The following is an 18,897-nucleotide window of genomic DNA, read 5'->3' on the forward strand; positions in this document are numbered from 1 at the left end:
AGACGATCGTTAATCAATAGATAAACCGTCCTAGAGTGCTTCCGGCAACAGGCCAAGATCGGAGAGCTGCCGCGACATGCCGGCGCCGTCGGGGGCATAGATCCACGGAATGTCCCGGGGCTGCTCACTGCCCCTGCCGGCTGACCGGCCGCCCGCCAGCACGGCTTCGCTGGGGGAAAGCTCCCGGATAGCCACCGCCCGGACGTTCTGCGGATGGCTCCGGCTGAACTCTGCATACAGCGACTCATCGTGCTGCCCGTTGTCCCCAATGAGCAGCCAGCTGATGTTCGGGAACTCCTTGGCCAGGCGCTCCAGCTGCGTGCGCTTGTGCTCGGGCCCGCTGCGGAACCAGCGGTCCCGCGTGGGACCCCAGTCCGTGAGCAGCAGGGGCCCTGCCGGATACAGGTTCCGGGTGATGAACCGCGTCAGCGTCGCGGCGACGTTCCACGCGCCGGTGGAAAGGTAGAACACCGGACTTCCCTCGTTCTCACGGACCAGCCGGTCCATCATGACGGCCATCCCCGGCGTGGGAGTGCGTGCATGTTCGTCCAGGACAAACGTATTCCAGGCGGCCAGCAGCGGCCGCGGCAGTGCCGTCACCATGATGGTGTCGTCGATGTCGGAGATCACCCCGGTCCTCGCCTCGGGGTCCACGATGTACACGGGGGACACCGCCGGCGCGGCTTCGGGCTCAGCCTCGGGACGGAGGGTCACGGTGGTCCAGCCCGGCGTCAGGGACGCAGGCAGCACGACGTCGATGACCCCGCCGCGATCGGCAGTGACCAGGTGTTTCTCGTCTCCGACCTCGACGCAGACCACTGCTTCATTCACCGGCGGACTGATGAAGTTCCGCCAGCCCCGTACGCCGTCGCGCAGTGGCTGGACGCTTTCTCCGCTGCGTGCGGACAGCTTGCCGGGTTTCGCCAGCACCACTCTTCCGAGGACCCGCACCCACGTCGTCGATCCGTAGCCGGTGAAGGAAAGGATCGTCTGCACTCCCCCGCGTTTACGTGCGGCATTCATCCGGTAGGCGTGAAGGCGGTCCTCAATCCGCGCTCCAATATGAAGCGCCTGGTCCTTGGTCCGTTGTATGGCGGGCAATCCTGGTACGGGAGTAGAAGGCATGCCCCCAGTCTTGCAGACGCCTGGGACTGATGCGGTCCGGGAAAGACCGAAGGACGGTTCCCGCCGTGCGGTAACCGTCCTTCGGTTTGCGATAAGGGCTAGCGGTACTGCGAGCGGACGGGGCAGTCGAACGGGTCGCGGGCGGAGAGGCCCACGCGGTTCAGGTAGCGGACCACGATTGCATAGGACTCAGTGAGCGTTGCCTCGGTGTACGGGATCTTGTGCTTGGCGCAGTGTTCCTTGACGATTTCCGAAGCGCGGGCCAGGTGCGGGCGCGGCATGCTCGGGAACAGGTGGTGCTCCACCTGGTAGTTCAGTCCGCCCATGAACGTGTTCATGCCGCGGCCGGTGATGTTGCGTGAGGTCAGGACCTGGCGGCTGAGGAAATCGACCTTGGAGTCACGCGGGATCAGCGGCATGCCCTTGTGGTTCGGTGCGAAGGACGCGCCCATGTACACACCGAAGACGCCGAGTTGGACGCCGAGGAAGGCAAACGCCATGCCAACCGGAAGGAAGTAGAAGACCGCAGCCACGTAGAGGCCCAGGCGCAGGAAGACCATGGTGATCTCCGTGTAGCGTCCCTTGACCTTCTGCTTGGAGAAGAGGTGCTTGATCGACGTTGCGTGCAGGTTGATGCCTTCAAGCAGCAACAGCGGGAAGAACAGCCAGCCCTGGCGGCGGGTCATCCAAGCCATGATTCCCTTGCGGGTTTCGGCCTGCTCCACCTGGAAGGAGATGGTGTCCATCTCGATGTCCGGATCCTTGCCCACGGTGTTCGGGTTGGCATGGTGCCGGCTGTGCTTATTCATCCACCACTGGTAGCTGATACCAACAACGGCGTTGGCAAGGAAGCGGCCGGCCCGGTCATTCGCGGGTCCGGATTCGAAAACCTGGCGGTGGGAAGCTTCGTGCGAAATGAAGGCGAGCTGTGTGAACAGGATGCCCAGTGCGGCGGCGATCAGGAGCTGGAACCAGCTCTCACCGATCAGGAAGAAGCCGGTGCCGGCGGCGATGAGACCGGCACAGAGGAACGCGAAGGTGGTGATGTAGAAAGCACGGCGCCGTTTGAGCAGCCCTTCGTCGCGAATGATCTTCAGCAGCGCTGAATAGCTGCTGGTGACGGCGTTCTCGCGGTTCCTGGTGGTACGGGGTTGTGCATCAATACTCATAAGCGCCTCTGGCTGTCATCGACTTCCCAGCCGCGAAGGTAGAGCAAATGCTCAGTAGATGTTTGACAGCCTAACCCGAATTGCTGGAAATATGCTGTGACCAAGTCGTAACAATTACTTCTGCCCTGGCGCTTCGAATCCCGGCCCAGCCGTTGACCCCCCTCCCGGCAAGGCACAGCATGGCTGCACCAGCAGTCCGATTGTCCGGGGAGAATCCGTGATCAGAGTCCTGTCCATTGACGGCGGGGGCATCCGCGGCATCATTCCTGCGACCTGGCTGATGAGGCTGGAGGAACTGGCCGGAAAGCCCGCTTCCGAGCTCTTCGACATTGTGGTGGGGACATCCACCGGAGGCATCATCGCACTGGGCCTGACGTGCCCTTCCAAAACCGGGGAGCCGCACAGCGCCGCTGCCCTCCGCGGCCTGTACGTGGACCACGGGGCGGAAATCTTCTCCGATTTCCCAGGTGGCGGAGCCGCGAAGGCCGAGCAGGCCGGCCCAGACGCACCGGGCGGGTCCGGCGGGCAGGCACGGTATTCATCCGAGCCGCTGCGCCGGTACCTGGACGGGTATTTTGGGGACCGGCCTCTCTCAGCGGCTGTAAAGCCGGTCGCTGTGGTCACCGTTGACCTGGCACACTTCGCCGGCCTCCTGTTCAGCGGAGGCGGACTTGACCAGGGCGTCCTGGGCGATGCACCCATGGCCACCGCGGCGCTGGCTACCTCGGCGGCACCCACCTATTTCGAGCCCGTGCCCTACACCGGTACGGACGGCGTTCGCCGGCTCCTGGTGGACGGAGGACTGGCTGCCAATGATCCTGCTTTTGTGGGCCTGACCATGGCGATGGTCCAGCAGCGCCGCAGCACTGATAACCCCGGGATCGTGTTGGTTTCCCTCGGCACCGGTGTACAGGCCGGCGGCAGCTCGCTGGAGCCCAGCGCCGTGGCCCAACTCGCCCACCCCGGGCAGAAGGCTGCGCTGGAACCGATCGTCGAGACCCTGTACGGGGCGCCCGGGGTGCTGACGCGCCGCCTGATCGCCCTGCTTCTGGGAGAGCAGTACATTCGCGCACAGACCGAGCTGTTTCCCGGCGTCGACCATGCCCTGGACGATGCGAGCCCGGAAAACATCAGCGGGCTGCTGCGGACGGCGGACGCCCTGGTTTCCGCAGACGCCGCAGTCCTGCAGGATCTTGCCGGCAGGCTGGCACAGGACGGTTGACGTTGACGTTGCGTCAACCCGTAGCGTGGAAAGCATGAATCACGGAACCCGGAACGCGGCCGGACGTGACTTTCCTGTTCAGGAGGTTGCCCGGCTCGCCGGTATCACCAGCCGGACGCTGCGGCACTATGACGCGGTAGGGCTGCTGCCACCCTCGCGGATTGGCGGCAACGGCTACCGCTACTACGACCAGCACGCCTTGATCCGGCTGCAGCGGATCCTGCTGCTGCGGGAACTGGGACTGGGCCTGGCCGAGATAGCCGGCGTGCTTGAGCGGCAGGGCAACACGACGGACGCCCTGCGGACCCACCTGGCATGGCTGGAACAGGAAAAAGACCGCCTGGCCCGGCAAATCGCCTCCGTGACGCGAACCATCACAGCTTTGGAGAAAGGACAGGACATCATGGCCGAGAACACCTTCGACGGATTCGACCACACGCAGTACAAGGACGAGGTGGAGCAGAAATGGGGCAGGGAGGCCTACGCGCGCTCCGATGAATGGTGGAAGAACATGGACGACGGCGAACGCAGCCGGTGGAAGGCCGAGACCGAAGAACTGGGCCGGGCCTGGACCGAGGCCGCCGCCCAGGGGACCGATCCGACCTCCGCCGCGGCGCAGGGCCTGGCCGCCCGCCACGTGGACTGGCTGAAGTCCGTCGCCGGCGCGCCAACCGGCCCTGATCAGCTTTCCGGGTATGTACGGAGCCTGGCGGGCATGTACGTGGCTGATCCCCGTTTCGCTGCCAACTACGGCGGGGCCGAAGGTGCAGAGTTCGTGCGCGATGCCCTCCTGGTTTACGTCGAGGGCGGCATGGCGGACTAAGACCCCGCCACCACCGAGAGGCCAGTTACGGCTCCTTTGAGCACTGGTAAGAGCCGTAACTGGCCTCTCGGCGAAGGGGGCATGGTTAGTATCCATGCATGACACACGCCGATCTGTCCCCCGAACCGGCCGCTCCTTCCGGAACCCCGGCGGTCCTGGACCTTGGCAGCGCTCCCTCTGGCCAGCCCTGGCAGCAGCCGGAAAGGTATTGGGCCGGCTTGGAACGGGCAGTTGCCCACCTTCCCGCTCCCGCGGCAGTCCTGGAACTGGACGCGCTCCGCTGGAACGCCAGGGACCTGCTGCGGCGGGCCGGCGGCAAGCCGCTCCGGGTGGCCAGCAAATCGATCCGTGTCCGGTCCGTCCTGGATGCGCTCCTCCGGTTGCCCGGCTTTGCCGGTGTCATGGCCTTCACGCTCCCCGAAGCCCTCTGGCTTGCCCGGGACATCGACGACGTCCTGCTGGGCTACCCGACGGTGGAGCAGGCAGCCATCACCCGCCTGCTCTCCGATGAAGTCCTGGCCAGCCGTATCACCCTGATGGTCGACGACGAGGCGCAGCTGAACCTTATCGATTCCCTCGCCGCGCCGGGCCGTCGCCCAGAGATCCGGATCTGCCTCGACGCCGATGCCTCCTGGCAGGCGCCTTTACTGGGGTTTATCGGCACGCGCCGTTCGCCCCTGCATAACCCGGACGATGCCGTCGCGCTGGCCCGCCGCATCGCGGCCCGTCCCGGCTTTACCCTGGTTGGGCTCATGATGTATGAAGGCCAGGTGGCCGGGGTGGGCGACAACGTCCCGGGAGCCGGACCCATGAACCACGTGATGAGGTGGGTCCAGCGCCGCTCCATGGCCGAGCTGGCCCAACGGCGCACCGCCATAGCGGGCGCCCTGCGGGAGCTCTCCCCTCTCGAATTCGTCAACGGGGGCGGAACCGGGTCGGTTGAGACGACAGCATCGGATCCCGCGGTCACGGAAATCACCGCCGGATCAGGGCTCTTCGCCGGCCACCTGTTCGATACGTACCGGGCGTTCTCCCCCGCCCCGGCAGCTGCGGTCGCTCTGGACGTGGTGCGCCGCCCGCAGGACCGGACGGCGACGCTGCTCGGCGGCGGCTGGATCGCCTCCGGCCCGCCCGGGCCCAGCCGCGCACCCCAGGTCGCCTGGCCGCACGGGCTGCGGCTGCTGCCGAGGGAAGGAGCCGGCGAGGTCCAGACTCCCTTGGCCGGCCCTGCCGCGGAGCACCTCGCGCCTGGTGACCGGGTATGGCTGCGCCACGCCAAGAGCGGTGAGCTCTCCGAGAGAGTCAACGAATTCCATGTGGTCCAGCACGGAACGGTGACCGGCACAGTGCCCACATACCGCGGCGAGGGCAAGGCCTTCCTGTGACAGCGCGCCGCCCCGCTTCCAGCGCCCCAAAGCCGAGCGAATGGCGGAACTGGGCGGGCACGGTCCGGGTCCGCCCGGAACGCCTCGCCGCACCCGCCGGCATTCCGGAACTCCAGCGCGCAGTTGCGTCGGCGGTCTCTGACGGGCTGCGGGTCAAGGCTGTTGGGGCCGGACACAGCTTCACGGGCATCGCCGAAGCCCCGGGACTCCTGCTGGACCTGGGCCGCCTGCAGGGCCTCGTCCACGCCGACCGCGATTCCGGACAGGTGACCCTGCTCGGTGGAACGCGGCTGTACCGTATCCCCGGACTGCTGGCTCCGTACGGACTGGGTATGCCGAATCTTGGGGACATCGACCGGCAGACGATTTCCGGCGCGGTTTCCACCGGTACCCACGGCACGGGAGCCGGGTTCGGCGGGCTCGCCACCCAGGTGGTTGGCCTCACCCTCGTGCAGCCCGACGGCGGACTGCTCACCATAGGTGCTGACGATCCGCTGCTGCCGGCCGCTGCGCTGGGGCTGGGGGCGCTGGGCATCATTGCCTCAGTAACCCTGCAGTGCGTGCCGGCGTTCCTGCTCCGCGCCGAAGAGAGTTCTGAGCCGCTGGACGCTGTCCTGGCCGGACTCGCCGACAGGGTCAAGGCGAGCGACCATTTCGAGTTCTACTGGTTTCCGCATACAGAACGTGCGGCGACGAAGACCAACACCCGGCTGCCGGGTACTGCCCGGCGCGATCCCCTGCCGCCGCTGTGGGCGTGGGCAGATGAAACGCTTCTGTCCAACTCCCTGTTCAGGGCAACCTGTACTGCCGGAGCTGCGGTTCCCGCGGTCATACCAGTGGTCAACCGTGCGGCTGCCCGGCTGATGGGCGGCAGCGCCTACACCGATTCCTCCGCCCGGGTTTTCACCCAGCGCAGGACGGTTCGTTTCCGTGAACTGGAGTACGCCGTTCCCGCAGATCTCTTGCCTTCGGCTTTTGAAGGGCTCCGCAGGGTCTTTGCGCAAAACCCGCGGTGGCGGATCTCTTTTCCCATAGAGGTGCGGTGGGCCGCGGCAGATGACCGGTGGCTTTCCACCGCCTACGGCCGCGACACCGCATACATCGCCGTCCACCGCTACTACCGGGAGGACCCGGCAGAGTATTTCTCGGCTGTGGAGGAGGTCCTCCTCCCGCACGCCGGTCGTCCGCACTGGGGCAAGCTCCACACCCTCGACGCCGCTGCCCTGGCGCCCCGCTATCCCCGGTTTGCAAGCTTCCAGGAGGTGCGCAACCGGCTCGATCCGGGGCGGGTCTTCTCCAACGCCTATCTCGACCGGGTCCTGGGACCCTAAAGGAGCCGCGGCGACACAACGTCCCACGTCCCGTGGGACATGCCCGCCCCGCCGTACGATGAGTCCGTCATCCGACCCGAAGGAGTGCCGTGACTACAGCGTCCGCCCGCAGGAACACCACCGCCCCCGCCCGTACCTGGTGGTGGGGTTTCGTTCCGTTCGCGGCGTTGTCCGTGGTCCACGTCGCTGCACGGCTGGTCGAAGCGGAGGAAGTGGCCGCCCCAACCAAGCTCGTGCTGATGCCCCTGCTGGCGGCAGCCGCCGTCTGGGTGTTTCGGCGCAAAACGTGGACCGCACCGGGAATCCTGCTGCTCGCGGCACTGTTCTTCTCCTGGATCGGGGACGGTGCCGGAGCCTTCTTTCCGCAGGCACCTGAGCTCCCAATCATGCTCGGCGCCTTCGGCATAGCGCACCTTTGCTATATCTGGCTGCTCTGGAAGTATGCAGCCCCCGGGCCATTCCCCCGCTGGGCGCTGGTCTTTCCCGTGTGGTGGGTTCTGATGCTGGTGACCTTGTGGCCGTCCCTCGGCGGCCTGGCGATCGCCGTCGCACTGTATGGCATTGTCCTGGGCGGTACAGCCGCGACCGCTGCACGGTGCAACCCGGTGATCGCAGCCGGCGGAGTGCTGTTCCTAGCCTCGGACACGGTGCTGGCGTTCCGCATCTTTATGCCGGAGGTCATGCCCGGCTGGACCAGCGCGCTGGTCATGCTCACGTACTGCGCCGGGCAGGGGCTGATTGCGGCCGGTTTCCTGCGCGGACGTTCGCCCAGGGATCAGTAGCGGAGCAGGTCCCGGAATTCCCCGGACCCCAGAACGGCGGCGCCGACGGCGAGGCTGCGGGCGGCAAGCTCCTTGTCACTCGTCACCACGGTAACGCTGCGCCCCGAATCCGCCAGGCGTGCAGCGGCGCCCGCGACGGCGTCGTCTCCGTCCCCTTCGGCACGCACGACGCCGATGCCTGCCGGTACCTGCGCCTCCCCGACGCCGCGGGCCCGGCCTTCAAGGACCACGAGGAATTCGGGATACCAGCGGTCCGCAGGCAGTGACAGCACCGACGCGGACAATCCCTCCGAGGCGAGGCTGCCCATGGCTTCCAGCAGGCGGGCCGCTGCACCGGCGCGGTCCTTCCACCAGCCGTCCGGCACGGAACCCACCACGTTCGCCGCATCGACGACGACGGCGGGACGCACCGCCAGCAGCGGGCGCAGCTTCTGCCAGGAGGCTGCGAACCCCGGGTGCAGGGGCAGCGCCTCAACGTCTTCGACCGGTATCCAGGCCAGCTCACGGCTTTCCGGATCGCTGATCACCGGTTCAAACGGCTCCCGGACGTCCGCCATCAAGGTCGAGTAGGTCCACACCTGGAGGTCCAGTACGCTCATGAACCTCGGGTGGAGAGCCCCTGCGGGAACACCGGCTTCCTCCGCTGATTCCCGCAGTGCCGCCGCCTCAGCGCCTTCGTGCTGGTGCCGGGCTCCCCCGGGCAGCCCCCAGGTATCCCCGTGGTGGCTCCACGCGGCCCGGTGCTGCAGCAGCACGCCGCGGTCCGGATCGACGGCCAGCAGGCCGGCCGCACCAAAGCGGCCCCAGTATTTTTCCCCCGAAGGAGAAATCACCCAGGCGTCGCCCGGGTCACGCGGTCCGTGGGGACGCGGCGGCTCCCCGGTGGCAGGAGGTTCGATTCTCACGTCCCCTACCCTGCCACACCTGTGCTGTCCGGGGTGCTCAAAGGCTAGACTCCCCTCCGAAGGGCAGCGGCATCGTCCTCGGCCGGCCGCACCAATGGCAAGGGAGAAACCTGTGACAAACAGCATCATCGTCTTCGGCGCCACCGGCTACACGGGCCGGCTCGTGGTCGAGTCGCTGCTCAAACGCGGCGTGCGTCCCGTCCTCGCAGGCCGCAACGCGGGGAACCTGCAGGAGCTCGCCGCACCTGACCGGCTGGACTACCGGAGCGCCGATGTCCGCGACAGTGCCGCCATGCGTGCGCTCGTCTCGCCCGGCGACGTCTTGGTCTCCACCGTTGGCCCCTTTGAACGCTACGGCCATGCCGCTGCCCAGGCAGCCGTGGAAGCCGGGGCGCACTACCTGGACTCGACCGGCGAAGTCGGCTTCGTCCAGGAGCTTCGGCGCCGGCTGTCCCGCCAGGCACAGGAGCAGGGCATCACGATGGTTCCGGCCTTCGGCTACGACTATGTCCCCGGCTTTCTGGCCGGGACCCTGGCGATGCAGAGGGCCGGCTCGGCAGCATCAGCATTGCGCGTTGGCTACTTTACTGCCGGCACCCTGCGGCGCGGCCTCAGCCAGGGCACCCGGTCCACCCTCGCCGACAACCTCACGAAGCCGGCGGCCGTCTACCGGGACCGGAGCCTTGGCGAGGACCGCATCGCCGGCACGTCGGAGGTGTTCCGTGTCCTCGGACGGGAAAAGCGCGCGTTCCTGGCTCCGGGAACGGAAGTCCTGTTCATGCCGGAGGCGTTCCCGCAGCTGGCGTCAGTGGAGGTCTTCAACGGCTGGTTCCCCGCACTCAGCGCAGTGGCGCAGCCGCTCACCTGGCTGGCAGCCCAGATGGAGAGGACACCCTGGGGACAGCGGGCCCTTCAGTGGGCGGGAGGCAGGGTCACCGGCCCGCCCGGAGGCCCGGATGAATCCGAACGCAGCCGGACACTGAGCCTGGCGGCGGCCAGGGTCCTTGATGAGAACGGCAGCCCCCTGGCAGCGGTCCAGGTGCTCGGTCCCAGCGTCTACACCCTCACCGGAGAGCTCTTGGCCGAAGGTGCAACGGCACTGCAGGAGGGCAAAGCACTGCGGCACGGTGTCCTGGGACCCGTTGAGGCGTTCGGCCCCGCCGGACTCGTTGCGCTGTGCGCCGGGGCCGGGCTGGCGCCAATTCCGGGATAGGGAGACCCTCAGGGCACGTTGTGGCCGGCCGCCCGGATGAGCCCGTACCACTCACCCCTGGTCAGCGGGATGTCCGATCCCTGTGCAGCATCGGTGACACGCTGCGGCGTCGTGGTCCCGAGGACCGCCTGCATCCCCGCCGGATGCCGGGTGATCCAGGCGACCGCAATCGCGGTAGGCGTCACTGCGTACTTCCCCGCGAGCTTTTCAAGTTCGGCGTTCAGCTCCGGGTAGTCGGGCGAGTCGAAGAAGACCCCGCCCTGGAAGCCCCGCTGGAACGGCGACCAGGCCTGGAGCGTGATCTTGTTGATCCGGGCGTAGTCGACCAGGCCGCCGCCGTCCCGGGTGATCGAGTCACCATGGTCTGCCATGTTCGATGACAGGCCCTGGGCGATGATCGTCGAGTGCGTGATCGAGAGCTGTACCTGATTGGCCACGATCGGCTGCTGCACCGCGGTCTTGAGCAGATCGATCTGGCGCGGGGTGTGGTTGGAAACGCCGAAGGAACGGACCTTCCCGGAGGACTCCAGATGGTCGAAGGCACGGCCGACCTCCTCCGGTTCGACCAAGGCGTCAGGCCGGTGCAGCAGCAGTACATCGAGGTAGTCCGTGCGCAGCGCCTTCAGCGATTCCTCGGCCGAGGAGACTATGTGTTCATACGACTGGTCATAGCTCCACGGTTCCTCGACGATGCCGGTCTTGGTCTGCAGGATGATCTGCCCGCGCTCCGAGGAGCTGAGCTGCAGGGACTCGGCGAAGCGCCGCTCGCACAGGTGGTACCCGCCGCCCGGTCGGTTGAACCCGTACAGGTCCGCGTGGTCGAAGAAATTGATGCCCGCCTCGCGAGAGGCCGTGTACAGGGCGCGGATCTGCTCGTCGGAGTCCCCGGCAATTCGCATCATGCCGGCAATCACGCTGGGCACCTGCTGGTCGGTGGTTCCAAAGCGGACAGTCTTCATGGATTCCTCCCGGGTGGGTTCCGTGTTGGCCGGGGCGAACCTCAGCCAAAGGCCCAGCATAGCGGCAGGCGATCGGGAAGCTTCCTGCCCTCCTGAGAGAGACCCCGCAACCCCAGGCTTAAACACTTGAACCCCCGGCACGCTTTCGCGTGTCGAGGGTTCAAATAGTCTGGGTGGAGCTGAGGGGACTCGAACCCCTGACCCCCTGCATGCCATGCAGGTGCGCTACCAGCTGCGCCACAGCCCCAATTCAGTTCTTTAGATCCACTGGATATCCATCCAACCATATATCCCGGCTGCCCGGGAGATACCGGTGGAGCTGAGGGGACTCGAACCCCTGACCCCCTGCATGCCATGCAGGTGCGCTACCAGCTGCGCCACAGCCCCGAAATACTGTCCCAAAAGCCAGTAAATCAAGAAAATTGCCGGTCCGAATTCTTCCACCCGGGCCGAAGCAACTCCTCTACTTTAGTACAGAAGCCGCAGAGTGCAAAATCAAAGTACAACGCTGTGATTCCCGCTGCGGGCGGCGGAACCATGCCGCCAGCCCGCGCGGGAACACGCTATTCGGATTCCTGCGCAGCAGGGGTTTCGGGCAGCTGGAGATCAACTGCCGGGCAGTCCTTCCACAGCCTGTCCAGGGCGTAGAAGACGCGGTCTTCCTCGTGCTGCACATGCACCACTACAGTTGCGTAGTCCAGCAGGACCCAGCGTCCTTCACTGCGCCCTTCGCGGCGGACGGGCTTCAGCCCTTCCTTTGCCAGCTCCTCTTCGATGCCGTCAACAATGGCGTTGACCTGGCGTTCGTTCGATGCCGATGCGATCAGGAAGATATCGGTGATGGCAAGGCGTTCGCTGACGTCGATGGCGACGATGTCATCCGCCAGCTTGGCCGACGCCGCCTTCGCTGCGGTACGGGCAATATCCATGGATGATTCGGTGGCGCTCAACGTGTCTCCTTGTTTGGTATCAGCTGCCAAGGCCGCCGACGATCATTAATATGCCGACGGCGAGGGCAGCAAGGCCCGCACCTACGGCTCCCAGGGATACCAGGCGCATCCTCCGGGTGCGGCCGAGGCCTGCAGTCATGACATCCAGGGGGTCCAGGCCGAACGCGCTTCTTGCACCGATCGGCTTCGCCCCCTGGTCTGCTTCCAGCGGCGCATTAACCAGGGCATCGGCCCTGGCAAGAATTTGGGAGTGCCGGACTTCGGCGCTTTCGGCGGGCTGTTTGGCCCGGTCCGGGCGACTGTTGGATGCCGGCTTCCGGACCTGCCCCATTCGCCCGGTGCCCGGAGCATTCGGTGCCGCGGGGTTCGACGACGTCACGATCGGCACGTGTGAAGTGCGCGGCGGCTTCATGACCGGCCGGCCGACGCCGGGAACCTCCACAAACTCCAGCGGTGTCACCATCGCCAGGTTGTGGGCAGTCGTGGGGTCGGACTGGGGCGAGCGGCGCTGCTCGTTCTCCTGGGCCAGCCGCTGGATGTTCTGCGTTCGCCGGTTCAGCACCGCTGCGCGTTCGGCCAGGGCACGCTGCTGGGCCAGCAGTTCCAGGTCGACGGCGTGGGGATCAGACTGCTGCAGCGCTTCCATGGCAGCCACTTGGTTGCGGGCCTGGTGCTTGAGCGCTTCGCGCGCCGCGAGTGCCTGTTCCACGGACATGTTGGCGACGTCGGCATTGGGTGCCTCCGGCGCCGGAGCGGATGTGGTGGGTGCCTCCGGAGCGGACGTCTCTGCAGCTGCCCGCGCCTCTGCAGCTGCCCGCGCCTCTGCGGCTGGCGGCGCCTCCGCGGGAGCAGCGGAGGACAGTTGCGTGGCATTCGGGGAAACCATGGCATCCGGGGCACCGGACACGGCCGGGGCACGCGTCGGTGCCGGGGTGGCGGGCTGGATGGCCACGGCAGGTTCGGGCTGCTGGGCAGCGCGCAGCCGCCGTTCCCTGCGGCTGGCTGCCTGGACGGACGCGGCCGCTGCTGCGGGGGACGCCACTGGAGCGGGAGACGAAGAGGAGTCAGGAACTACAGCACCGGAACGGCGCCCCGACGAAGGTACGGGACTCTCAACAGCGGGTTTTTCCCGGTCTGACTGCTTGGGCTGTTGCTGGGCCTGCTGCGCCTGCTGCTGGGCGATGCGCAGCTGGCGCCGGGTTGGCGGGTTGGCGCTGGGGGGCTCCCTGCGGTCCTGGCTTTCGGTGAGTGCCTTGTAGGCGCGCAGTGCTTCGCGGTTGCGCGCCCGCTGCTGGGACTCCCGCTCCTGGGGCCCCGCATCCGCCGCCGAGCCAGCCGCACGGCGGCTGCGTCGAGGTGCGTCTGCGGACTCTGGACCGTTAGTCATTTCCTACCCATCCGGTGTTGGTTGCTCAGGCTACTGGTTCAGTGGTGGCAGCCGGAGCCTGCTGCTGCGCAGGTGTATAGAGCTTGTGCTTGGCGATGTACTGCACCACACCGTCCGGAACGAGATACCAGACGGGTTCCGATGCCGCGACCCGCTGCCGGCAGTCCGTCGAGGAGATTGCCATGGCTGGAATTTCCAGGAGCTTGACGTCGTCGCGCCCCATGTTCTGCAATTCATGGCCAGGCCTGGTCACCCCCACGAAATGGGCCAGCGACCAAAGCTCCTGGACATCCTTCCACGAAAGGATCTGCGCCATGGCGTCCGCGCCGGTGATGAAAAACAGCTCGGCATCCGGACGTGCCTGGCGCAGATCCCTCAGCGTATCAATCGTGTAGGTAGGCCCGGGCCGGTCAATGTCCACCCGGCTGACCTTGAACCGCGGATTCGATGCCGTCGCGATGACGGTCATCAGGTATCGGTGTTCGGCTGGAGTGACTTCCTGGGAAGACTTGTGCCACGGCTCGCCGGTCGGCACGAAGACCACTTCGTCGAGGTCGAAGACCGACGCGACTTCGCTGGCTGCAACCAGGTGGCCGTGGTGGATGGGATCGAAAGTGCCGCCCATAACGCCGAGGCGGTAGGGGCGGTGTCCGTTGTCCACCGATTCTTCTGCTGTAGGCATGCCAGTTCCAGCCGGTTCCACCTGGGGGCGGGGACCTATTCGGGGATTCCCTGGCCGTGGTCGTGCTTGTTCGGGAACTGGCGCTGCGGGTCAACGTGTTCCGGCGTCGCTTCGTGGCGGTGGCCGAGGCTGGTGAAGGCCATGGTCGCGAACATCAGCACCATGAAGATGCCAAAGATGACGGCGCCGTAGACGAGCGGGGGTGTTCCCTCTGCGTGTTCTTCGGCAACTTCGGCCGCCATCAGCGCAGCACTGGAAAGCTGGATCAGCATGAATCTCCCTAAATCAACCGCCGGTAACCCCGGCGGAGCATCGTTTCTAGATCAATGGTACGCGTAGGCGCCCGGAACAACGCAGTCCGGGTCCGGCGCAGGGCAGGTGTTTTTAGACGCGCACCTGGCCGTCGCCCTGGATGATCCACTTGGTGGTGGTCAGTTCCTTGAGGCCCATCGGGCCGCGGGCGTGCATCTTCTGGGTGGAGATGCCGACCTCTGCGCCCAGCCCCAGCTCGCCGCCGTCGGTAAACCGGGTGGACGCGTTGACGATCACCGCGGCCGAATCGATCTCGGCGATGAAGCGCTCAGCGTTGGCCAGGTTGTTGGTAATGATCGCCTCGGTATGGCCGGTGGTCCAGCGGCGGATGTGCTCGAGTGCTTCCTCCATGGAGTCGACCATGGCCACGGCAAGGTCCAGGTCCATGTATTCCCGGCCCCAGTCATCGTCGGTGGCCTCCACTGCCTGGGTGCCTTCGGGCAGGATCGCCCGGATGCGCTCGTCGGCGTGCAGCCGGACGCCGGAAGACGCCAGGACGGCCAGGACCTCGCGGGCCGCCGCTGCGTCCTTGTGGACCAGCAGGGTCTCCACGGTGTTGCAGACGCTGGGACGCTGGGTCTTGGCATTGACCAGGATGTCGACGGCCATCTCTTCAGGAGCGGATTCGTCGAGATAGATGTGGACGTTGCCCTCACCCGTTTCGATGACGGGGACGGACGCATTGGTGACGACGTTCTGGATCAGGTCGCGGCCACCGCGGGGAATGAGGACGTCGACCTTGCCGCGCGCCTTCATCAGCACGTTGGCGCCCGGCCGCCCGTAGGTATCGATGCTCTGCACCGCGTCAGAGGGAAGTCCCACAGTATCCAGGGAGTCCCGGATCAGGTTCACGAGCACGGTGTTGGTAGCTGCCGCCGCGCTGCCGCCGCGCAGGATCACGGCGTTACCGCTCTTGAGGGCAAGGCCGGCAATGTCCACGGTGACGTTGGGGCGGGCCTCGTAGATGGCGCCGACGACGCCGAGCGGAACGTGTACCTGCCGAAGCCGCAGGCCGTTGGGCAGCGTCTGTCCGCGGGCAACGGAGCCTACGGGGTCCGGCAGGCCGGCCAGGCTCCGCAGGGCTTCGGCCAGTCCGTCTATGCGTTCCGTAGTCAGCGTCAGGCGGTCCAGCAGTGCCTCGGATGTTCCCTTGTCCCGTCCGCGCCGCAGGTCTTCGGCGTTGGCAGCCAGAACCAGGTCGCGCCGGGACACGATGTCCTGGGCAATCTGTTCCAGGGCCAGGTCCTTCCACGCCCGGTTGGCACGGGCCATCCGGCGGGCAGCGACCCGGGCCCGGTCGGCGATGCTGTTGACGCCGGTCTCGACGTCCTCCGGCGAGGGCGCGGAAGAGGCGGTGCGGTCGTCGGTCACGGCAGCAGTATCGGCAGCGGTCATGCTCCCAGTGTAGCTGCGGTGCCGTCTGACTGTCCGGTCCGTGACGGCGCCTGTTCGCCTGCGCCGGCGCCGTGCGGGTGCAGGATCACCAGGTCATTCACGTGCACCACGGAACGTTCGTAGCCGCGGCCCAGCTCCTTCGCCAGCTCCTTGGTGGACCTGCCGAGCATCTTGGGCAGCTCATCGGAGGCATAGTTCGTCAGGCCGTGGGCAAGGACCCGGCCGGAGGTGTCGCGCAGCGCGACGGGGTCACCGGGTTCGAAGTGGCCTTCCACCGCCACGATCCCCGCCGGAAGCAGCGAACGGCGGCGCTCCCCCACGGCACGCGCGGCGCCGTCGTCGAGCACCAGCGAACCCTGGATCCGGGCTAGGTGGGCAAGCCACAGCAACCGGATGGGCTGGCGGACGCCGCGGGTGGTGAACCAGGTGCCGACGTCTTCGCCGGCCAGGGCGGCAGCAGCGTTTTCGGTGGACGTGACCAGCGCCGGGATGCCGGACTCCGCCGCGATCGTGGCGGCCTCAACCTTCGTGACCATGCCTCCTGTGCCCACTCCGGCCTTGCCGACTTTTCCGATGCGCACGTCTTCAAGGTCCTGCATACCGGTGACTTCCGGAATGCGACGGGCGCCAGCTGAGGGCGGGCCGTCATAGAGGGAGTCGACGTCGGAGAGCAGGATCAGCGCGTCCGCCTTGACCAGGTGCGCCACGAGTGCCGCCAGCCGGTCGTTGTCGCCGAAGCGGATTTCGTGGCTGGCAACGGTGTCGTTCTCGTTGACGATCGGTACGACGCCGAAGTTCAGCAGCCGTTCCATCGCCCGGTGGGCGTTGGCGTGGTGGGTTCGGCGCATCAGGTCTTCAACCGTCAGCAGGACCTGGCTCACAGTGACGCCATGCCGGCCGAATGCTTCGGTGTAGCGCGCCATCAGCAGCCCCTGCCCCACGCTGGCCGCTGCCTGCTGGGTGGAGAGCTGGGAGGGGCGCCGGCTTAGGCCCAGCGGCGCAAGGCCCGCGGAGATCGCACCCGAGGAGACCAGGATGATCTCGGTCCCCTGCTGCCTCCTGGCAGCCAGGACGTCCGCAAGGGACGTCAGTGCCTCGTCCGAAATGCCGCCGGCAACCGAGGTCAGGGAGGAGGACCCTACCTTGACGACGATGCGGCGGGCACGGGCGAGGCCCGCGCGGGACTGGAGCGGGCGCTTGGGAACGGACACGGTCTGTGCTTCAGATTCTTCTGTCATGACCGATCCAGCCTATGCCCAAGCCCCGCCCAATCCGACTTCGTGAAGGGATTAGTCCTCTTCGGCAGGCTTCGGGCTGGAATGCTTGTAGTTGACCGATTCGGTCCAGATTCCCGCCTTGCGCTCGGCTTCCAGCTCGGCACGTGCCGCTGCGCGGGCGTCCTTGCGCTGCTGGTGGTCCTCGCGCTTTTCGTTACGGGTCGGACGCGAGAAGTCTTCGATGCGGATGTCCGAACCGCGCGGCGAGGCAGCCAGCAGTTCGGCGCCGCCAATCATCGTCGGCTCCCAGTCGAAGACGACACCGTCGCCTTCACCAATAACCACGGCATCTCCCGGCTTGGCGCCGGCTTTGAAGAGCTGGTCTTCCACGCCGAGCTTGGCCAGGCGGTCTGCGAGGTAGCCGACGGCTTCGTCATTGGTGAAGTCCGTCTGCTGGACCCAGCGCACCGGCTTGTCGCCCAGGACGCGGAACAGCGGTTCAAGGTTGCGCTCCTCGCGGCGGATGGTGAATCCGCCCTTGGCGTTGACGGACCGCGGACGCACCACAGGTGCCACGACCCGGGGCGGAGCAGTTTCGATTGCCTTGCGGGCTTCAGCGACAATGGCTGCCATGGCGAAGCCGAGTTCACGAAGACCTTCGTGGCTCGCAGCGGAGACCTCGAACACCCGGTAACCGCGCTTCTCGAGCTCCGGACGGACGAACTCTGCCATGTCGCGCCCGTCGGGCACGTCCACCTTGTTCAGTGCCACGAGGCGCGGACGCTGGTTCAGCGGAACGACGTCGCCGTCGGCACCCGCGTAGCTCATGTCCACTTCGTACTTCTCAAGTTCGGCCTCGATCACGTCGAGGTCGCCGAGCGGATCCCGGTCCGTTTCCAGTGCTGCGCAGTCCAGGACATGGACGAGTGCAGCGCAGCGTTCCACATGGCGCAGGAAGTGGTGCCCCAGGCCCTTGCCTTCGGATGCACCCTCGATGAGCCCCGGAACGTCGGCCACTGTGAAGCGGACATCACCGGCCTGGACAACGCCAAGGTTCGGGATCAGCGTAGTGAAGGGGTAGTCGGCAATCTTGGGCCGCGCTGCGGACATGGCCGCGATCAGCGACGACTTGCCGGCGGAGGGGAAACCGACCAGCGCGATGTCGGCAATCGACTTGAGTTCCAGGACGATGTCCCGCTCATCACCCGGGGTGCCCAGCAGGGCAAAGCCGGGGGCCTTGCGCTTCTGGGAGGAGAGCGAGGAGTTGCCCAGGCCGCCCTGGCCGCCGGCTGCGGCGACATATTCGGCGCCCATGCCAACAAGGTCGGCCAGGACCTTTCCGTCCTTGGACTTGACGACCGTACCTTCAGGAACGGACAGCACCAGGGTCTCCCCCGTCTTGCCTGCACGCCAGTCGCCCATGCCCGGTCCGCCGTTGCCGGCGTGGCGGTGAGGAGCGTGGTGGTAGTCAAGCAGCGTGGTGGTCTGGCCGTCCACGCGCAGGATGACGTCGCCGCCGTCGCCGCCGTTACCGCCGTCTGGACCGCCGAGCGGCTTGAACTTTTCGCGCTTTACGGACACGCAACCATGGCCGCCGGCACCGCCTGAAACATGCAGTACAACACGGTCTACAAAGCTGGCCATGGTTCTCCTTGTTGAAAAAATTTGGATCAAGCCAAGTCTACCCGGCTTAAAAAACAAGTGGGGCGGGCCATCATGGCCCGCCCCACCGGAAAAGCTTTTTGCCGAGAATTACTCGGCTGCTGCGACGATGTTCACGACGCGGCGTCCACGACGGCTGCCGAATTCAACGGCACCTGCCTCGAGGGCGAACAGCGTGTCATCTCCGCCACGGCCAACGCCTGCACCGGGGTGGAAGTGGGTGCCACGCTGGCGAACGATGATTTCGCCGGCCTTGACGACCTGGCCGCCGAAACGCTTCACGCCCAGGTACTGTGCGTTGGAGTCACGGCCGTTGCGAGTAGAGCTCGCACCTTTCTTATGTGCCATTTTCTAATCCTGCCTTTGCTCTGACTGATG

At 66.4% G+C, this 18,897-nt stretch carries 18 protein-coding genes and 2 tRNA genes; 6 read left to right on the plus strand and 14 right to left on the minus strand.

Annotated features, from left to right (window positions below; all coding sequences use genetic code 11):
* Nucleotides 1-30: 30 nt before the first annotated feature.
* Together NF551_RS09750 and NF551_RS09755 are read right to left on the minus strand one after the other, a co-directional pair.
* Nucleotides 31-1,125: an App1 family protein phosphatidate phosphatase gene (locus NF551_RS09750; protein ID WP_227895622.1), complete on the minus strand. Its 1,095-nt coding sequence runs from the start codon at nt 1,123-1,125 to the stop codon at nt 31-33.
* Between the two features lie 98 nt (nt 1,126-1,223).
* Complete coding sequence (locus tag NF551_RS09755; protein WP_227895621.1) at nt 1,224-2,294, minus strand: fatty acid desaturase family protein; 1,071 nt, start codon at nt 2,292-2,294, stop codon at nt 1,224-1,226.
* A gap of 217 nt (nt 2,295-2,511) precedes the next feature.
* Here NF551_RS09755 and NF551_RS09760 point away from each other — a divergent pair, with 217 nt between their 5' ends.
* From NF551_RS09760 to NF551_RS09780, 5 genes are all read left to right on the plus strand, one after another.
* The gene (locus NF551_RS09760) at nt 2,512-3,516 is read left to right on the plus strand and encodes a patatin-like phospholipase family protein (RefSeq protein ID WP_227895620.1); all 1,005 of its coding nucleotides are present in this window, start codon (nt 2,512-2,514) and stop codon (nt 3,514-3,516) included.
* Between the two features lie 34 nt (nt 3,517-3,550).
* Nucleotides 3,551-4,339: a MerR family transcriptional regulator gene (locus NF551_RS09765; RefSeq protein ID WP_227895619.1), complete on the plus strand. Its 789-nt coding sequence runs from the start codon at nt 3,551-3,553 to the stop codon at nt 4,337-4,339.
* A gap of 98 nt (nt 4,340-4,437) precedes the next feature.
* Nucleotides 4,438-5,724: an amino acid deaminase/aldolase gene (locus NF551_RS09770; RefSeq protein ID WP_227895618.1), complete on the plus strand. Its 1,287-nt coding sequence runs from the start codon at nt 4,438-4,440 to the stop codon at nt 5,722-5,724.
* Nucleotides 5,721-7,055, plus strand: coding sequence for a D-arabinono-1,4-lactone oxidase (locus NF551_RS09775; RefSeq protein WP_227895617.1), 1,335 nt, complete (start codon nt 5,721-5,723; stop codon nt 7,053-7,055). The genes NF551_RS09770 and NF551_RS09775 overlap by 4 nt, the downstream gene beginning before the upstream one ends.
* Nucleotides 7,056-7,144: 89 nt before the next feature.
* The gene (locus NF551_RS09780) at nt 7,145-7,837 is read left to right on the plus strand and encodes a lysoplasmalogenase (protein ID WP_227895616.1); all 693 of its coding nucleotides are present in this window, start codon (nt 7,145-7,147) and stop codon (nt 7,835-7,837) included.
* Here NF551_RS09780 and NF551_RS09785 read toward each other — a convergent pair.
* A complete protein-coding gene (locus tag NF551_RS09785; RefSeq protein WP_227895615.1) occupies nt 7,831-8,742 on the minus strand; it encodes an NUDIX domain-containing protein in 912 nt (303 codons plus the stop codon). The two genes, NF551_RS09780 and NF551_RS09785, sit on opposite strands and share 7 nt — an antisense overlap.
* 112 nt (nt 8,743-8,854) lie before the next feature.
* On the opposite strand from NF551_RS09785, the gene NF551_RS09790 reads away from it, so the two are divergent.
* The gene (locus NF551_RS09790; RefSeq protein ID WP_227895614.1) at nt 8,855-9,955 is read left to right on the plus strand and encodes a saccharopine dehydrogenase family protein; all 1,101 of its coding nucleotides are present in this window, start codon (nt 8,855-8,857) and stop codon (nt 9,953-9,955) included.
* A gap of 8 nt (nt 9,956-9,963) precedes the next feature.
* Here NF551_RS09790 and NF551_RS09795 read toward each other — a convergent pair whose 3' ends face one another.
* The 11 genes from NF551_RS09795 to rpmA form a co-directional block, all read right to left on the minus strand.
* Entirely contained in the window at nt 9,964-10,914 is a 951-nt protein-coding gene (locus NF551_RS09795) for an aldo/keto reductase (protein WP_227895749.1), read from the minus strand.
* Between the two features lie 174 nt (nt 10,915-11,088).
* Nucleotides 11,089-11,161, minus strand: a tRNA-Ala gene (locus NF551_RS09800).
* Nucleotides 11,162-11,228: 67 nt separating this feature from the next.
* Nucleotides 11,229-11,301 (minus strand) — tRNA-Ala (locus NF551_RS09805).
* A gap of 176 nt (nt 11,302-11,477) precedes the next feature.
* Entirely contained in the window at nt 11,478-11,864 is a 387-nt protein-coding gene (rsfS, locus tag NF551_RS09810) for a ribosome silencing factor (protein WP_227895613.1), read from the minus strand.
* 19 nt (nt 11,865-11,883) lie between these two features.
* On the minus strand, nt 11,884-13,251 hold the full coding sequence (locus NF551_RS09815; RefSeq protein ID WP_227895612.1) for a hypothetical protein: 1,368 nt from the start codon (nt 13,249-13,251) through the stop codon (nt 11,884-11,886).
* Between the two features lie 25 nt (nt 13,252-13,276).
* Nucleotides 13,277-13,933, minus strand: coding sequence for a nicotinate-nucleotide adenylyltransferase (gene nadD / locus NF551_RS09820; protein ID WP_227895611.1), 657 nt, complete (start codon nt 13,931-13,933; stop codon nt 13,277-13,279).
* A gap of 35 nt (nt 13,934-13,968) precedes the next feature.
* On the minus strand, nt 13,969-14,205 hold the full coding sequence (locus NF551_RS09825; protein ID WP_227895610.1) for a hypothetical protein: 237 nt from the start codon (nt 14,203-14,205) through the stop codon (nt 13,969-13,971).
* 112 nt (nt 14,206-14,317) lie between these two features.
* Nucleotides 14,318-15,640, minus strand: coding sequence for a glutamate-5-semialdehyde dehydrogenase (locus NF551_RS09830; RefSeq protein ID WP_227895609.1), 1,323 nt, complete (start codon nt 15,638-15,640; stop codon nt 14,318-14,320).
* On the minus strand, nt 15,637-16,878 hold the full coding sequence (proB, locus tag NF551_RS09835) for a glutamate 5-kinase (RefSeq protein ID WP_227895608.1): 1,242 nt from the start codon (nt 16,876-16,878) through the stop codon (nt 15,637-15,639). Before proB ends, NF551_RS09830 begins: the two co-directional genes overlap by 4 nt.
* Before the next feature lie 51 nt (nt 16,879-16,929).
* Nucleotides 16,930-18,501, minus strand: coding sequence for a GTPase ObgE (obgE, locus tag NF551_RS09840; protein WP_227895607.1), 1,572 nt, complete (start codon nt 18,499-18,501; stop codon nt 16,930-16,932).
* Nucleotides 18,502-18,609: 108 nt separating this feature from the next.
* Nucleotides 18,610-18,867, minus strand: coding sequence for a 50S ribosomal protein L27 (gene rpmA / locus NF551_RS09845; RefSeq protein WP_066297244.1), 258 nt, complete (start codon nt 18,865-18,867; stop codon nt 18,610-18,612).
* Nucleotides 18,868-18,897 lie beyond the last annotated feature (30 nt).

It is taken from the genome of Arthrobacter caoxuetaonis (assembly GCF_023921125.1).
GTDB classification, from domain to species: domain Bacteria; phylum Actinomycetota; class Actinomycetes; order Actinomycetales; family Micrococcaceae; genus Arthrobacter_B; species Arthrobacter_B caoxuetaonis.

What these genes read in the sequence shown, in the direction of transcription:
- NF551_RS09755 (WP_227895621.1), bottom strand. Translation starts at nt 2,294, where the DNA reads ATGAGTATTGATGCACAACCCCGTACCACCAGGAACCGCGAGAACGCC.
- NF551_RS09815 (WP_227895612.1), bottom strand. Translation starts at nt 13,251, where the DNA reads ATGACTAACGGTCCAGAGTCCGCAGACGCACCTCGACGCAGCCGCCGT.
- rpmA (WP_066297244.1), bottom strand. Translation starts at nt 18,867, where the DNA reads ATGGCACATAAGAAAGGTGCGAGCTCTACTCGCAACGGCCGTGACTCC.
- proB (WP_227895608.1), bottom strand. Translation starts at nt 16,878, where the DNA reads ATGACAGAAGAATCTGAAGCACAGACCGTGTCCGTTCCCAAGCGCCCG.
- NF551_RS09830 (WP_227895609.1), bottom strand. Translation starts at nt 15,640, where the DNA reads ATGACCGCTGCCGATACTGCTGCCGTGACCGACGACCGCACCGCCTCT.
- NF551_RS09770 (WP_227895618.1), top strand. Translation starts at nt 4,438, where the DNA reads ATGACACACGCCGATCTGTCCCCCGAACCGGCCGCTCCTTCCGGAACC.
- NF551_RS09795 (WP_227895749.1), bottom strand. Translation starts at nt 10,914, where the DNA reads ATGAAGACTGTCCGCTTTGGAACCACCGACCAGCAGGTGCCCAGCGTG.
- obgE (WP_227895607.1), bottom strand. Translation starts at nt 18,501, where the DNA reads ATGGCCAGCTTTGTAGACCGTGTTGTACTGCATGTTTCAGGCGGTGCC.
- NF551_RS09750 (WP_227895622.1), bottom strand. Translation starts at nt 1,125, where the DNA reads ATGCCTTCTACTCCCGTACCAGGATTGCCCGCCATACAACGGACCAAG.
- NF551_RS09825 (WP_227895610.1), bottom strand. Translation starts at nt 14,205, where the DNA reads ATGCTGATCCAGCTTTCCAGTGCTGCGCTGATGGCGGCCGAAGTTGCC.
- nadD (WP_227895611.1), bottom strand. Translation starts at nt 13,933, where the DNA reads ATGCCTACAGCAGAAGAATCGGTGGACAACGGACACCGCCCCTACCGC.
- NF551_RS09765 (WP_227895619.1), top strand. Translation starts at nt 3,551, where the DNA reads ATGAATCACGGAACCCGGAACGCGGCCGGACGTGACTTTCCTGTTCAG.